The 14,182-nt window shown below is 69.0% G+C and carries 13 protein-coding genes and 4 tRNA genes; 10 read left to right on the plus strand and 7 right to left on the minus strand.

The genetic code is table 11. The features are described from left to right. Nucleotides 1-89: 89 nt before the first annotated feature. The 4 genes from QE454_RS13955 to QE454_RS13970 form a co-directional block, all read right to left on the minus strand. On the minus strand, nt 90-2,228 hold the full coding sequence (locus tag QE454_RS13955; RefSeq protein ID WP_307460469.1) for a 3-hydroxyacyl-CoA dehydrogenase NAD-binding domain-containing protein: 2,139 nt from the start codon (nt 2,226-2,228) through the stop codon (nt 90-92). Then, a complete protein-coding gene (locus QE454_RS13960) occupies nt 2,225-3,433 on the minus strand; it encodes a thiolase family protein (protein ID WP_307460467.1) in 1,209 nt (402 codons plus the stop codon). Before QE454_RS13960 ends, QE454_RS13955 begins: the two co-directional genes overlap by 4 nt. A 71-nt stretch (nt 3,434-3,504) precedes the next feature. Further along, nucleotides 3,505-4,701, minus strand: coding sequence for an HRDC domain-containing protein (locus QE454_RS13965; protein ID WP_267787261.1), 1,197 nt, complete (start codon nt 4,699-4,701; stop codon nt 3,505-3,507). Then, the gene (locus QE454_RS13970; RefSeq protein ID WP_210075064.1) at nt 4,694-5,284 is read right to left on the minus strand and encodes a DUF3000 domain-containing protein; all 591 of its coding nucleotides are present in this window, start codon (nt 5,282-5,284) and stop codon (nt 4,694-4,696) included. Before QE454_RS13970 ends, QE454_RS13965 begins: the two co-directional genes overlap by 8 nt. A gap of 25 nt (nt 5,285-5,309) precedes the next feature. On the opposite strand from QE454_RS13970, the gene QE454_RS13975 reads away from it, so the two are divergent. Continuing rightward, complete coding sequence (locus QE454_RS13975; protein WP_307460465.1) at nt 5,310-6,515, plus strand: S9 family peptidase; 1,206 nt, start codon at nt 5,310-5,312, stop codon at nt 6,513-6,515. Nucleotides 6,516-6,548: 33 nt separating this feature from the next. Here the strand turns inward: QE454_RS13975 and QE454_RS13980 are convergent, their stop codons facing one another. Both QE454_RS13980 and QE454_RS13985 read right to left on the minus strand, forming a co-directional pair. After that, on the minus strand, nt 6,549-6,989 hold the full coding sequence (locus QE454_RS13980) for a SufE family protein (RefSeq protein ID WP_307460461.1): 441 nt from the start codon (nt 6,987-6,989) through the stop codon (nt 6,549-6,551). Nucleotides 6,990-7,023: 34 nt separating this feature from the next. Then, a complete protein-coding gene (locus tag QE454_RS13985; RefSeq protein ID WP_210075070.1) occupies nt 7,024-7,926 on the minus strand; it encodes a sulfurtransferase in 903 nt (300 codons plus the stop codon). Nucleotides 7,927-8,044: 118 nt separating this feature from the next. On the opposite strand from QE454_RS13985, the gene zapE reads away from it, so the two are divergent. From zapE to QE454_RS14015, 6 genes are all read left to right on the plus strand, one after another. Further along, complete coding sequence (gene zapE, locus QE454_RS13990; protein WP_307460459.1) at nt 8,045-9,082, plus strand: cell division protein ZapE; 1,038 nt, start codon at nt 8,045-8,047, stop codon at nt 9,080-9,082. Nucleotides 9,083-9,247: 165 nt separating this feature from the next. Then, nucleotides 9,248-10,522 carry an ammonium transporter gene (locus QE454_RS13995; protein ID WP_307460456.1) on the plus strand — a complete coding sequence of 425 codons (1,275 nt, stop codon included), beginning with the start codon at nt 9,248-9,250 and terminating at the stop codon, nt 10,520-10,522. Nucleotides 10,523-10,595: 73 nt separating this feature from the next. After that, the gene (locus QE454_RS14000; protein ID WP_307460452.1) at nt 10,596-11,111 is read left to right on the plus strand and encodes a type II toxin-antitoxin system PemK/MazF family toxin; all 516 of its coding nucleotides are present in this window, start codon (nt 10,596-10,598) and stop codon (nt 11,109-11,111) included. A 131-nt stretch (nt 11,112-11,242) separates the two neighbouring features. Continuing rightward, nucleotides 11,243-11,623, plus strand: coding sequence for a hypothetical protein (locus tag QE454_RS14005; protein WP_307316796.1), 381 nt, complete (start codon nt 11,243-11,245; stop codon nt 11,621-11,623). Further along, the gene (locus QE454_RS14010) at nt 11,613-11,933 is read left to right on the plus strand and encodes a type VII secretion target (protein WP_210075081.1); all 321 of its coding nucleotides are present in this window, start codon (nt 11,613-11,615) and stop codon (nt 11,931-11,933) included. The genes QE454_RS14005 and QE454_RS14010 overlap by 11 nt, the downstream gene beginning before the upstream one ends. Continuing rightward, the gene (locus QE454_RS14015) at nt 11,933-13,186 is read left to right on the plus strand and encodes a hypothetical protein (protein ID WP_307460449.1); all 1,254 of its coding nucleotides are present in this window, start codon (nt 11,933-11,935) and stop codon (nt 13,184-13,186) included. Before QE454_RS14010 ends, QE454_RS14015 begins: the two co-directional genes overlap by 1 nt. A gap of 205 nt (nt 13,187-13,391) precedes the next feature. Here QE454_RS14015 and QE454_RS14020 read toward each other — a convergent pair. Beyond that, nucleotides 13,392-13,464 (minus strand) — tRNA-Val (locus QE454_RS14020). 152 nt (nt 13,465-13,616) lie between these two features. Between QE454_RS14020 and QE454_RS14025 the strand changes: the two genes are divergently transcribed. From QE454_RS14025 to QE454_RS14035, 3 genes are all read left to right on the plus strand, one after another. Beyond that, nucleotides 13,617-13,689: transfer RNA gene (locus QE454_RS14025), tRNA-Gly, on the plus strand. A gap of 66 nt (nt 13,690-13,755) precedes the next feature. Continuing rightward, nucleotides 13,756-13,826 (plus strand) — tRNA-Cys (locus QE454_RS14030). A gap of 27 nt (nt 13,827-13,853) precedes the next feature. Then, nucleotides 13,854-13,928: transfer RNA gene (locus QE454_RS14035), tRNA-Val, on the plus strand. The last annotated feature ends 254 nt before the right edge of the window (nt 13,929-14,182 follow it).

Here is a 14,182-nt window from a genome sequence, read left to right on the forward strand (position 1 = left end):
TCTCGTGACGCGCCCCACCCTGCGTCACGAGAACACGAACGACGGCGGCGCCGCCCCCGAAGGGACGGCGCCGCTGTCGTGTCCGGGGCTCAGGCCCCGATACCCCGGATCGGCGGGTGATGGAACGTGTCGCCGAAGGCACGCTCGGACGCCCCCTCGCGGTCGAGGTAGGGCGAGGCACCGCCATCGATGAACGGCCAACCGGCGCCGAGGATCAGGCACAGGTCGATGTCCTGCACCTCGGGGACCACGCCCTCGTCGAGCATGATCCCGATCTCCTGAGCGAGGCCGTCCTGCACGCGGGCGAGGATCGTCTCGGGCGCGACCGGCGCCTTCCCGGTGACGAGCACCTTCTGCGCAGCCTTGGTCCAGCCGGTCACCCGACCGCCCTTGTCTTTCTCGACGACCTCGGGGAGCGCGGCGAGCTCGTGGAAGTTCTCCGACGAGAAGAACCGGTCGGGGAAGGCGTGCGCCATCGTGTCCTGCACGTGCGCGGCGACTTTCCACCCGACGAGGTCGATGAGTTGGAACGGCCCCATCGGCAGACCGAGAGGCGCGAAAGCCTTCTCCACGACGGCGATGGGCGTTCCCTCGTACACCGCCCTCGCCGCTTCGCCCATGACCTTCGCCAGCAGACGGTTCACGACGAAGCCGGGGGCGTCGGCGGTGAGCACCGCGTTCTTGCCGAGGCCCTTCGCCACTACGAACGCCGTCGAGAGGGCGGCGTCGCTCGTGGCATCCGTCTTCACGACCTCGATGAGCGGCATCACCGCGACGGGGTTGAAGAAGTGGAAGCCGACAAGCCGCTCGGGGTGCTGCAGCACCGAACCGATCTCGGCGACCGACAGCGACGAGGTGTTGGTGGCCAGAATGGCGTCTTCGGACACGATCTTCTCGATCGCCGAGAAGACGTCCTGCTTGACGCCGACCTCTTCGAACACGGCCTCGATGACGAAGTCGCAGTCCGCGAACTCCGAGCGGTCGGTCGTGCCGTGCACGAGCGCGCGCAGCTGGTTGGCCGTGTCGCCGTCCAGACGCCCCTTGGCCTCGAGCTTGCCGATCTCGTCGTGGATGGATGCCACGCCCTTGTCGACACGGCCCTGGTCCAGGTCGGTGATGATCACGGGCACGCGCAGCCTGCGCACGAACAGCAGCGCGAACTGCGAGGCCATGAGCCCCGCGCCGATGACGCCGACCTTCGTGACCTTCTTCGCCAACGCCTTGTCGGGGGCTCCGACCGGACGCTTCGCGCGCTTCTGCACGAGATCGAAGGCGTACATGGATGCCGCGAACTGATCGCCCGTGATGAGGTCGGTCAGTGCTTCGTCTTCGCGGGCGAAGCCCTCGGCCTTCGTGCCGCTCTTGGCCTTGTCGAGCAGGTCGAGCGCGACATAGGGGGAGCGGGGGACGGTACCGATCTTCGACTCGAGCATGCCGCGGGCCATCTTGATGGCGATGGGCCACTTCGTGAGACGTTCGAGCTTGCCCGGCTCGTTCTTCCGCTCGACGCGGACCCGACCGGTCAGCACGCCATCCGCCCAGCGGAGCGAATCCTCGAGGTAGGAGGCGGCGGGGAAGATGGCGTCCATGATCCCGAGGTCGAATGCCTGCTGCGGCTTGAGCATGCGGTTCTGCTTGAGCGGGTTCGAGATGACGACCTCGAGCGCGTTCTCGATGCCGATGAGGTTCGGCAGCAGGTAGGCACCGCCCCAGCCGGGGATGAGGCCGAGGAACACCTCCGGCAACGCGACGGCTGCGGCTGAGGCGTCGACCGTGCGATACGTCGAGTTCAACGCGATCTCGAGACCGCCGCCGAGGGCGAGACCGTTCACGAAGGCGAACGAGGGCACGCCCAGCTCGGACAGTGAGCCGATGACCTGGTGGCCGCGCTGCGCGATGAGACGGGCGACGTCCTTCGAGGGCAGCTTGGCGACGTCGGACAGGTCGGCACCGGCGGCGAGGATGTACTGCTTGCCGGTGATCGCGACGGCGTGGATCTCGCCCGCAGCGGCACGCTCCTGGAGCGTCTGGAGCGTGCGCCCGAGTTCGGCGAGCGTCCCCGGCCCCAGCGTGTTCGGCCGCGTGTGATCGCGACCGTTGTCGAGCGTGATCAGAGCGAGCACGTTGCCCGAGGGCAGTCGCACGTCGCGGACGGGGGAGTGGGTGACCACCTCGTCGCCGGTCAGGGCGTCCAGAGGCGTGAAGTCGATCGCGGTGTAGTCGGTCACTTGCGCTTCTTCTTTCCGTCGAAGAACGGGTTCTCCCAGATGACCGAGCCGCCCTGGCCCAGGCCCACGCACATGGCGGTGAGGCCGTAGCGGACGTCGGGGCGCTCCGCGAACTGCGCGGCCAGCTGGATCATGAGACGGACTCCGGATGCCGCGAGCGGGTGGCCCAGGGCGATCGCACCGCCCCACGGGTTCACCCGGGGGGCGTCATCGGCGATACCGAAGTGATCGAGCAACGAGATCACCTGGATGGCGAAGGCCTCGTTGAGCTCGAACAGACCGATGTCGTCGATCGTGAGTCCGGCTTTCTTCAGAGCCTTCTCGGTCGAGGGAATCGGTCCGATGCCCATGATCTCGGGCTCGACCCCCGCGAAGGCGAACGACACCATGCGCATCTTCGGCGCGAGACCGAACTCTTTCACGGCGTCGCTTCCCGCCAGCAGGCTGATCGTCGCGCCGTCGGTGAGCGGCGACGAGGTGCCGGCGGTGACGCGACCGTGCGGACGGAACGGCGTCTTCAGCGTCGCGAGGCCCTCGAGCGTGGTCTCGGGCCGACGGCCCTCGTCCTCCGTCGCCAGGCCCCATGCACCGTCGGCGTCCTTGACCGCGACCGATACGAGGTCGGGCTGGATCTTGCCGGCGTCGTAGGCGGCCTGCACCTTGTGCTGGCTCGCGACGCCGAAGCGGTCGGCACGTTCTTTCGTGAGGTGCGGGAACCGGTCGTGGATGCGTTCCGCCGTCACGCCCATGTTGAGCGCACCCGGGTCGACAAGCTTCTCCGCGACGAAGCGGGGGTTGGGATCGACGTTGCCGCCGATGGGGTGTCGGCCCATGTGCTCGACGCCGCCGGCGAGGGCGAGGTCGTACATGCCCACGCCGATCGACGCGCCCATGGTGGTGACGCTCGTCATGGCGCCGGCGCACATGCGCTCGACCGCCAGACCGGGCACGGTCATGGGCAGCCCGGCCAGGATCGCCGCAGTCCGCCCCAGGGTCAGTCCCTGATCACCGGTCTGCGACGTCGCGGCGATGGCCACGTCATCGATCCGGTCCTTCGGCACGCCTGCGTTGCGCTCCATCAACCCGATGATCGCCTTGACCACGAGGTCGTCGGCGCGGGTGTTCCAGTACATGCCCTTTTCGCCGGCGCGCCCGAAGGGGGTACGCATTCCATCGACGAAGAAGACGTCCGTCATCTCGGCCACTCTGCCTCCAAAGTTTGGGATGACCCCAGCCTAGGAAGGCGAGATTGCTGCGCAGAATCGGTTGTCCGAACCTACGAATCGGTGGCGGACCCGTCGTCGTCGGTGTTGAGGGAAGCTACAAAGCTATCGGCGATCACCTGTGAGGTCTGGTCAATCTGCCAGGGGCGCGCGCCGAGCTCGGCGAGGGCTGCCCCGACAGAATCGGCGGTGAGCTCGGCCGGCGGCGCCCAGGCCAGACGGCGCAGGGTCTCGGGTGTGAGCAGATTCTCGGTCGGCATCCGCAGCTCTTCCGCCCGTGCCTCGACAGCCGGGCGGGCCTTCTTCAACCGGCGGTCGGCCTCGGGGTTGCGGTCCGCCCACGCGCGCGGCGGGGGGAGGGTGTCGCTGGGCACGCGATCGGCGGGCAGATCCGTCGATTCGCGACCGGCGACGATGGCGTTCCACCAGCGGTCCAGCTGGGTACGGCTGGCGCGACCGTTGAACTCTTTCACGCCCGCGAGCGCCTGCTTGCTCGCCGGGTCGGCAAGCACGGCCGCGACGAGGGCGCGATCGGGTACGAGTCGGCCGGGCGCGATGTCCTGCTCGCGGGCGTAGTCCTCGCGCGCCTGCCAGAGCGACCGGGCGACGGCCAGCGAGCGGCGACCGCGCACGCTGTGCAGCCCGCTCAACCGACGCCACGGGTCGTCGCGCGGTGGCTTCGGCTCACGATCGAGAACGGCCTGGAACTCCTGGCGTGCGATCTCGGTCTTGTCCTGCTCGGTCAGTTCGGCGTCGAGCACGTCGCGCACGTCGATCAGGTGCTCGACATCGAGGGCCGCGTATTCGAGCCAGGATGCCGGCAGGGGGCGCGTCGACCAGTCGGCGGCGGAGTGGGCCTTGGCCAGCGTGATGCCCAACGTCTGCTCGACGACCGCCCCGAGACCGACGCGCTCGTGCCCGAGCAGGCGCGAGCCCAGCTCGGTGTCGAAGATGCGCGGGGGCTCGAGCCCTCGTTCACGCAGCGACGGAAGGTCCTGGCTGGCGGCGTGGAACACCCATTCGACGTCGCCGATGGCGTCTTGAAGGGGCGAGAAGTCCTCGATCGTCGAGGGGTCGAAGAGGAAGACCCCGGCCTCGCGGCGGAAGACCTGGATGAGGTAGGCGCGCTGCGAGTAGCGGAAGCCGGAGGCACGCTCGACGTCGACCGCGACGGGACCGCTCCCCGCGTTCAGGGTCTCGCAGGCGGCGAGGAAGCCCGCGGCATCCTCGATGACGATGTACTCAACCACGCGTGGGCCTCCGGGCTCCGAGAACAGCGACGCCCTCCGACCCCGGGGGGAGGCCTGCGAGCATGCACACGAGCTCCGCCCACGCCTCGAGGTGCGGGCGGAAGGGACCGCGCGGCGACCACGACGCGCGAAGTTCGATCTGCGACCCCTCGCCCTGCGAGGCCAGGGCCCCGAAGCCGGTCGAGAGGGTCTTGGTGGCGGTGCCCGATTCCGAGTGGCGATCGGCACCGCGCGAGTCGAGCGCATCGATGAGCCACGACCAGGCGACCTCGGCCAGCAGGGGGTCCACGCCGATCTCGGGCTCGAGAGGCGCCTGCGCGAAACAGACGATGCGCCAGGCACCGCCCCACGGCTCGGGCTCCTCGGGGTCGTGCAGCAGGATGAACCGCCCGGTCCCGAAGGGCGAGTCGGTGGCGTGCTCTTCGGGCCGCACATCTCCCGCCAGAGCGAGAGAGAAGGGGGCCAAGCCGGAGGGCGACGGAATCTGCCGGACGACCAGATCATCGCGGAAAGTCGTGTCGCGCACCTCTTCGACGGCTCGCGCGAAGGGGCTGTCGGCCTCCGCCGGGCGCTGGTCACTCACGGCCACAGACTAGAGTGAGGCCTCGATGAACGCTCCCAGGCGCGCCGCGGGTTCCCGCGCATCGCAGCGCTCGACCACCGGTGTGCGCGCCACCCTCGCGGCCCTCGGCATCGCCCTCGCCGCCTCCGCGACGACGCTGGGGGCGGTCTCGCTCCGCATGGCGCGTACGGTCGTCCGCCCCGCCGGGCGACGCCCCGACACGCGTATCATGCGTCTCGACGCCGCGTCGCAGACGATCACCCTCGAGCGCACGCCGGACACGACTCTGCCCGGCCGATACGGTCTTTTCACCGTCGGCTCGGTGGACTATCTGCGACTCGGCTCGATCGTCGGAGAAGACGAGACCACCGTCACCCGCAAACTCCTCACGCATGTCCCCGCCGACGGCGATCTCGCCTCGGAGGCGGCCTTCAGCGGGTGGTACTTCGACAAGCCCGAGGACCTCATGCTCCCGTTCCAGGCGCTCGAGGTCGACGCCGGGGTCGGCTCGTGCCCCGCCTGGGAGTTCCCCGCCGAGGGCGACTCCGACGTCTGGGTCGTTCAGGTGCACGGGCGCGGAACGACGCGGTCCGAGGCCCTCCGCGCCGTCCCGGTCTTCCACGCGCTCGGCATCTCGAGCCTCGTGGTGTCGTACCGCAACGACGGAGATGCCCCTCGCAGCCCCTCGGGCACATACGCCCTGGGCGCGACCGAGTGGCGCGACGTCGACGCCGCGATCGGCTACGCCCGCCGTCGGGGGGCGCGCCGCGTGCTGTTGATGGGGTGGTCGATGGGAGGAGCGTTGTCGCTCCAGGCCGCCCTCGAATCGCCCCACGCCGACGTCATCGCCGGTCTCGTCCTCGAGTCGCCCGTGGTGGACTGGCGCACGGTTCTCGATTTCCAGGGTCGCGCGATGCACCTGCCCACGCCCGTCATCGCGATGGCCGAACGCGTACTCGCCTCCACCTGGGGAGCGACCGCGCTGCGCAGCGGCGAACCCATCCCTCTCGATCGCCTCGACGTGGTTTCGAGGGCGGTCGAGCTCCGGCATCCCGTGCTCATCCTCCACAGCGACGACGACGGCTTCGTCCCCGCCGATGCCTCGCACGCTCTCGCGAAGGCGCGTCCCGACCTCGTCACGATGGAGACCTTCACGGTCGCCCGGCACACGAAGCTGTGGAACTACGACGAGACGCGGTGGACCACCGCGATCCAGGACTGGGTGCGCGGGCAGGGCCTCTCTCGGGAGTGATCCCGGATGCCGGCCCCCGGCGACGCGTGCGGCTCAGGCGTCGCGCTTCGCGCGCACCTGACGCTTGGCGCGCATGAGCATGCCCGTCATGCCGGCGATGCGGAGCGGACTGACGGCGCGCGTGAGACCGATGCTCTGTGGGAAGTCGTCGGGCACGGCGAGGGCCTCCTCGGCGCTGAGACCGGTCAGCCCCTGCGCGAGGATGCTCGCGAAGCCGCGCGTGGTCGGCGCCTCGGCGGGAGCGGTGGCGTGCATCGCGACGCGGTCGTCGCCGTCGACCGTGACGATGATGAACACGGGGGACTGGCACTCCACCACGCGCTCGCGCAACTCGGGGTGATCGGCCAGCTCCTCGGGAACCTCGGGCAGCTCCTGCGAGAACTCCAGCAGCAGCTGCAAGCGGTCGGGCTCGTCGAGCTCGAGGAACTCGTCGCGGATCGCGGCGAAGCGAGCGGGGAGATTGTTGTCGGACATCACCGTCATCCTCCCACGCCCGCGTCGGCTGCGGTCAGCGCGAGGGCACCTCGCCGGGCTCCGACCCCGAGACGATCGGTACGCGCACCGCGCTGCCCCACTCGGTCCACGAGCCGTCGTAGTTGCGGACGTCGTCGAAGCCGAGCAGGTGCTTCAGCACGAACCAGGTGTGGCTCGAGCGCTCACCGATGCGGCAGTAGGCCACGATCTTGTCGCCATCGGCGAGCCCCGCACCGTCGCGGTAGATGGCGTCGAGCTCCTCGCGCGACTTGAAACCGCCGTCCTCGGCGACGGCCTTGCCCCACGGCACGCTCTGGGCGCTGGGGATGTGGCCGGCGCGGAGCGCACCCTCTTCGGGGTAGGCAGGCGCGGTGGTGCGCTCGCCGGAGTACTCCTCGGGGGAGCGCACGTCGATGAGCGGATTGCCGAGGTGGGCGAGCACATCGTCCTTGTAGGCGCGAAGCGCGGAGTCGTCGCGCTCGACGACGGGGTAGTCGGTGCGCTCGACGACCGTCTTGTCGGTGGTGATCGGGCGTCCCTCGGCGATCCACTTGTCGCGGCCGCCGTCGAGCAGACGCACGTCTTCGTGGCCGAACAGCGAGAACACCCACAGCGCGTACGCGGCCCACCAGTTGTTCTTGTCGCCGTAGATGACGACCGTGTCGTCGCGCGAGATGCCCTTGGCGCTCAGAAGTTCGGCGAAGCCCGCACCGTCGACGTAGTCGCGCACGACCGGGTCGTTCAGTTCGGTGTGCCAGTCGACCTTCACCGAGCCGGGGATGTGACCCGTCTCGTACAGCAGCACGTCTTCGTCGGACTCGACGACCACGAGGCCCGGCTGACCGAGGCGCTCTTCCAGCCACTCAGCCGTGACGAGTCGTCCGGGCTCGGCGTAGTCGGCGAACTTGGGGGAGGTGGTGTCGAACTCGACGGTCACGGGTACTCCTCGGTCAAGGCGATGCACGGTGCGGCATAGGGTGGACACCGCACCATCGACCCTAGATCCGCGGCATGGGGCACGCACCCTCCCCGTAAGACTTGGACACAGGACGGCCATGACCTCCACTCCCGCCACGACCGGCCTCATCCACCTGACCGAGCGCGAGCCCGCGGTATCGGGCGCCGACATGGTCAACGCCCTCGTCCCGCCGCCGCAGTTCGACGCAGCGACCTTCGAGTCGTACCGCGCCGACGACGCCTACCCCTCGCAGCAGGAGGCCAAGGTGCTGCTGCAGGAGTTCTCCGGAAAGCAGGCCGCCCCCGCCAAGAAGGGCGGCTTCTTCCGCCGCGCCGAGAAGGCCGCCCCCGTCAAGCCCGGTGTGTACCTCGACGGCGGCTTCGGCGTCGGAAAGACTCACCTCTTGGCCGCGATCTATCACGCGATGCCCGCTCGCCGGAAGTACTTCGGCTCCTTCATCGAGTACACCGCGCTGGTCGGCGTACTGGGCTATGCCAAGGCCGTCGAGCTCTTCCGGGGCTCAGATCTTCTCTGCATCGACGAGTTCGAACTCGACGACCCGGGCGACACGATGGTCATGACGCGCCTGCTCGGTGAGCTCGTGGCATCCGGAACCCGGCTCGCCGCCACCTCGAACACCCCGCCCAATGCCCTGGGCGAGGGGCGCTTCGCGGCCCAGGACTTCCTCCGCGAGATCCAGTCGATGGCCGACAGCTTCCGCACGATCCGCATCGACGGCACGGACTTCCGTCAGCGCGCGATCGACGGAGAAGCCAAGGTCCTGACCGACGAGGGTTATCGAGAGGCGATGGATGCCGCAGCCTCCGGCTCGGTCGTCGCCGACGACGCATTCCTGGACCTCGTCGACCACCTCGCTCGGGTTCACCCCTCCCGCTTCATCCGGCTGATCGACGGGGTCGACGTCATCGGCCTGCGCGACGTGCAGGTGCTGCACGACCAGTCGGCGGCACTGCGTCTGGTCGCTTTCGTCGATCGCGCCTACGACGCGCAGATTCCGATCCGGGCCACCGGCGTGCCGTTGAACACGGTGTTCAGCGAGGAGATGCTGGGCGGCGGGTACCGCAAGAAGTACCTGCGCGCGGTCTCGCGCCTCGTCGCGCTCACGCACTCCTGAGGCGAGTTCATCGCCGGTTCGCGGGCGCAGGAAACGCGATGTTTACCGGAGCGGCCCGGCTGTAACACCCCCGAAACACGGGGCGAACGGCGACGGAACCGGGGCTGTGGACACTGAGGGGACCCGACGCTTTACCTGCGTCCCTGCAGAGAGGTTCCCTCCGAGATGGATCAAGGCAACACCGCATTCATCCTGATAGCAGCCGCCCTCGTGCTGCTCATGACGCCAGGACTCGCATTCTTCTACGGCGGTCTCGTCAAGGCCAAGAGCGTCATCAGCATGATGATGATGAGCTTCGGCGCGATGGGCCTCATGGGCGTGCTGTGGGTGCTCTACGGCTACGCGATCGCGTTCCCCGCGACCGACGCCGGGGTCACCAACGCCCCGTGGCACATCGACGGCGCTGACTTCGGCCTCGCGAACGTTCTCACCACCCCCGAGGGCGCCGCGTACCCGCCGCTCGCCTTCGTCGCCTTCCAGGCCACCTTCGCCATCATCACCGTCGCCCTCGTCTCGGGCGCGATCGCCGACCGCGCCAAGTTCGGCGCGTGGATGATCTTCGCCGGCATCTGGGCCACGGTCGTCTACTTCCCCGTCGCGAGCTGGGTCTTCAACTTCGGCCTCGCCGAGGACGGCTCCTTCAGCTACGGCGGCTGGATCACGCACGGTCTGCAGGACGTCTTCGGCGTCGGCGCGATCGACTTCGCCGGTGGAACCGCCGTGCACATCAACGCCGGTGCCGCGGCCCTCGCGCTCGCCCTGGTCCTCGGCAAGCGCGTCGGCTTCCAGAAGGGCGCCCACGTCCCGCACAACCCGCCGTTCGTCCTCCTCGGCGCGGGCCTGCTGTGGTTCGGCTGGTTCGGCTTCAACGCCGGCTCCGAGCTCGCGGCCGACAACACCGCCGCCCTGGCCGTCGTCAACACGATCGCCGCTCCCGCCGCAGCCCTGCTCGCGTGGCTGATCGTCGAGAAGATCAAGGACGGCAAGCCCACGTCGGTCGGCGCCGCCTCCGGTGCCGTCGCCGGTCTCGTCGCGATCACCCCGGCCTGCGCGGCTCTCACGCCGGTCTGGGCCATCGTGCTGGGCCTGCTCGCCGGTGCGGTCTGCGCCCTCGCCATCGAGCTCAAGTTCAAGCTCGGCTTCGACGACTCGCTCGACGTCGTCGGCATCCACCTCGTGGGTGGTCTGCTCGGTACGCTCTACCTCGGCATCTTCGCCAACACGAGCGGCCTCATCTACAGCGGCTCGTTCAACCAGCTCATCGTCCAGGCGATCGCCGCCCTCGCGGTCCTGGTCTACTCCTTCGTGCTGGCCTTCATCATCGGCTTCGCGATCGAGAAGACGATCGGCTTCCGCGTGAAGAACGAGGACGAGATCGCCGGTATCGACACCGTCGTGCACGGCGAAGAGGGCTACGTGCTCTCCGACGTCCGCGGCTGACACCCGCCTCACCCCGAACGGGGCGTCGCCGATTCGTCGGTGGCGCCCCGTTCGTCGTGCCTAGGGTGTGGGTATGGGAACCACGTCTCGTCTGCTGTCGGCCTTTCTCGGGATGTTCCGTTCCGCGCCGCCCACGCGTCGCTCCACCCCGGCGCAGCCCACACCGCGTCCGAGCGCCCCTCGTGGCACGGAGACGGTCGAGATCGATCCCCCGAGGCGCTTGACCCTCTCGTACGCGCCGAAGCGCGACAACGCCCCCGACGGCGGAGAGATCGTCTGGACGTGGGTGCCGTACGAGGAGCGCGACGGGCGGGGCAAGGATCGTCCCGTCCTCGTCCTCGGGCGAGCGGATGCCACCCGCTCCTACGCGGTGAGGTTGACCAGCAAGCCGCACGACGGCGACCGGCACTACCTGTCCCTCGGCACGGGGGAGTGGGATCCCCAGCGACGCCCCTCGTGGATCGACGTCGAGCAGGTGTATCTGGTGCATGACGCGGGTATGCGGCGCGAGGCCGCCGCACTCGACCGCAAGCGCTTCGATGCCGTCGCCGACGCTCTCGCGGCGCGCTACGGGTGGGCACGCTCCTGACGCGGTTCTTCGCCTGATCGCGTCACCCGCCGAGGAACGGTTCGTGAGACCCAGGTGAGATTCCTCTCATCTGACGGGATTTTCGACGGATGAGCATTCGTTCTCGCGCGCGCTGTCGATAAATTTCTGCCGTGCCGTTGGATCCCGAAGAGTCGTTCGCGCAGGTGGAAGCCGATGTTCGTCGTGCCGAGCTGCGAGCCGCGCAGATGCCGGCCTTCGAGGCCGCGGTCGACGGCGTTCGCGGTACAGGCCGCTCGCGCGGCAGAGACATCGTCGCGCAGGTGGACTCCGCGGGCCGCGTCGTCGACCTTCGACTGAGCGAAGCGGCTCTGGCGCGCGGAGCCCAGCGTCTCTCGACGGAGATCCTGTCGACCATCCGCCAGGCCGAGGCCGATGCGCGAGAGAGCACCCTGCGCGCAGTCGCCGACCTGCTGGGCGCCGACGACCCCATCGTCGCGCAGCTGCGCGACGCCGAATCCGCCTCACCCGAGAGGACTCTTCATGGCCGATGACATCGCCGTCGACTTCGATCGACTCCGACAGCACGCAGCTTTCGTCGACTCCCTCGTGGGCGACGTGGGGTCGGCTCTCTCCGTCCTCCGCGGCGGCAATCTCCTCCCCGAGGCGTTCGGTCTGCTGTGCGCCTTCCTCGTCCCCCCGGGACTCGCCCTGTCGGCGGCCGCGACAGGACTCCTCGGCGAAGACCAGTCGCTTCTGGTGCGCACCGCCGGCGAACTCCGCCAGACCGCCGACCAATGGGAGCAATTCGAGAGCGACACCATCGCGACCATCCGCTCGCTCGAGTCTGCGATGGGCGCCTGATGAGCACTGTCGTCGCGCCCGGCACCACTTTCTCCGGAAGCCGCGTCATCGAATCGGGCCGCGCTCTCTCCGAGGCCGTCAAAAGCGGCAACTGGCTCGATGGCGGCATGGCCTTCCTCGACACCCTCGGCGACGCGGCCGCGGCTCTCACCGACCCGATCGGCACGCTCACCGCCTGTGGCCTCGGGTGGGTCATGGAGCACCTCAAGCCGCTGAGCACCTGGCTCGACCAGCTTGCGGGAAGCGCGTCGAACGTCGCCTCCGTCGCATCGCAGTGGGTTTCCGCCGGGTCGTCGATGCGGCAGGCCGGTGCCGACCTCACCCGTCGCCTGAGCGATCTCGACGGCATGACCGGGGGCAGCATCACCGCCTACGTGCGCTTCGCCACCGATGCGGCTGCGCACCTCGGCGCCTCGGGGGAGTGGGCCGAGGCCGCCGCCAGCGGCCTGACCTCGGCCTCCACGCTCGTGACGAAGATGCAGGGCGTGGTCAAGTCGGCGATCTCGAAGGTCGTCGCGACGGCAATCGAGGCGATGGCCGTGGTCGCCGCCTCGTTCGGCCTCGGCATGGGGTACGCGATCGCGCGCGTGGTCATGAAGGTCAACGAGATGGTCAACAAGGTGGTTCGCCCCTTGCGCGCCGTTCTCGGCTCGGTGAAGGCCCTCACGGGTCTGGTTCAGCAGCTGCGGGGCGTCTTCGACCGCACCTCGACCACCACCGCGGCCGCTCTGCAGACGGGCGCCCAGTCGATCCGGATCGATGCGGGAAGCGTCGTGGATGCGTCCGACGCCACGCGCTACGGCAACAGCGCCGCCCACGACCTGACGGTTCGCAACGAACGCGCGAACGGCGTCGTCTACCGCCCGTTCACGGTCTCGGGCGAGCACGCATCGGGGGACTTCCACCTGAGCGGCGCGCAGCCGCTCTCCGGCGCGCCCACGCCCGACGGCTCGGTCGTGGGACATGCTTCCCTCGGCGGGGCCGGCGGCGGTGGCTCTCTCGGCGGCACGTCGACGGTGGATGCCAGGGCGATGACCGGCGTCCCCGCTGGCGGCAGCGGACCCCTCATCGGGGGTACCGCCGGGGGAGCGGCCATGGCCGCGACGTCGATGACGTCGACTCAGGGAACGGGACCGGGGGGCCTTCGCCCTCCGCTGACGGGAGCGGGCACCTCGCACGGCGCAGGAGCAGGGAGCCGGCAGAAGCTCGGCCAACGGCGCCGGGATCTGCGCGTGGTCATCGAAGACGACTGACGCGCCCCACGACGACGCCCCGGCGCTCGACCTCACGATGGTCGGGCGCCGGGGCGCGGCCATGTAGGCGGCCTGCTGATCGCGCGAACACATCGAGGTGGTCTCGGAGCGGCTCGCGGCACACGACCGGGACACCCGACCCGATGCTCAGAGCCGCACCGCCCACGAAAACAGAAAACCCCCGGGAGAACCGGGGGTCTGACTGTGGGCGATGCCGGACTCGAACCGACGACCTCTTCCGTGTGAAGGAAGCGCGCTACCAACTGCGCCAATCGCCCTCATCCCGAACGGGACTCATCGATCGTACCGGATGCCGAGAGGTGCTTCGAACCAGTGCCGGGAGACACGCGCGGGGGGCGCCTCGTTTTGCGCCCGCGCTGAGATCGGGTAATGTCTTACGAGTGCTCGGGGCAAGCCCCGGGAACGAAATGCGGATGTAGCGCAGTTGGTAGCGCACAACCTTGCCAAGGTTGGGGTCGCGAGTTCGAGTCTCGTCATCCGCTCGAGTGGAGGGATATCCGTCTGGGAAACCGATGGAGCATCACGACACGTGGGTCGAACCACATCACGGTGGCGTGGCCGAGCGGCTAGGCACCGGCCTGCAAAGCCGTTTACACGGGTTCGAATCCCGTCGCCACCTCGCCTCACAATAGAACAGCCTGTATAGGCGCGATTGGCGCAGCGGTAGCGCGCTTCCCTGACACGGAAGAGGTCACTGGTTCGATCCCAGTATCGCGCACCACCTGAGAAGCCCCCGGTTCGCCGGGGGTTTCGTCGTTTCCGGGTGCGGCACAAGACCCGGACGACGGCGTGAATGCGACGTACCGTGCAGGGTTCTCGCGACGCTCTGTCCGACGACGTTCGCACGACTGTCGCGCAACGGCGCGCTCATGGACGAGTCGGTAACCCGCACCCCGAGTTCGGGAGCTGCGCCGAGGGGAGCTCTATCGAGCCGGTCAGGCGGAGAGCCATCGGACCGAGTGGTCGTTCCCGCCG

Source organism: Microbacterium sp. SORGH_AS_0454 (assembly GCF_031453395.1).
In the GTDB taxonomy this organism is placed as follows: domain Bacteria; phylum Actinomycetota; class Actinomycetes; order Actinomycetales; family Microbacteriaceae; genus Microbacterium.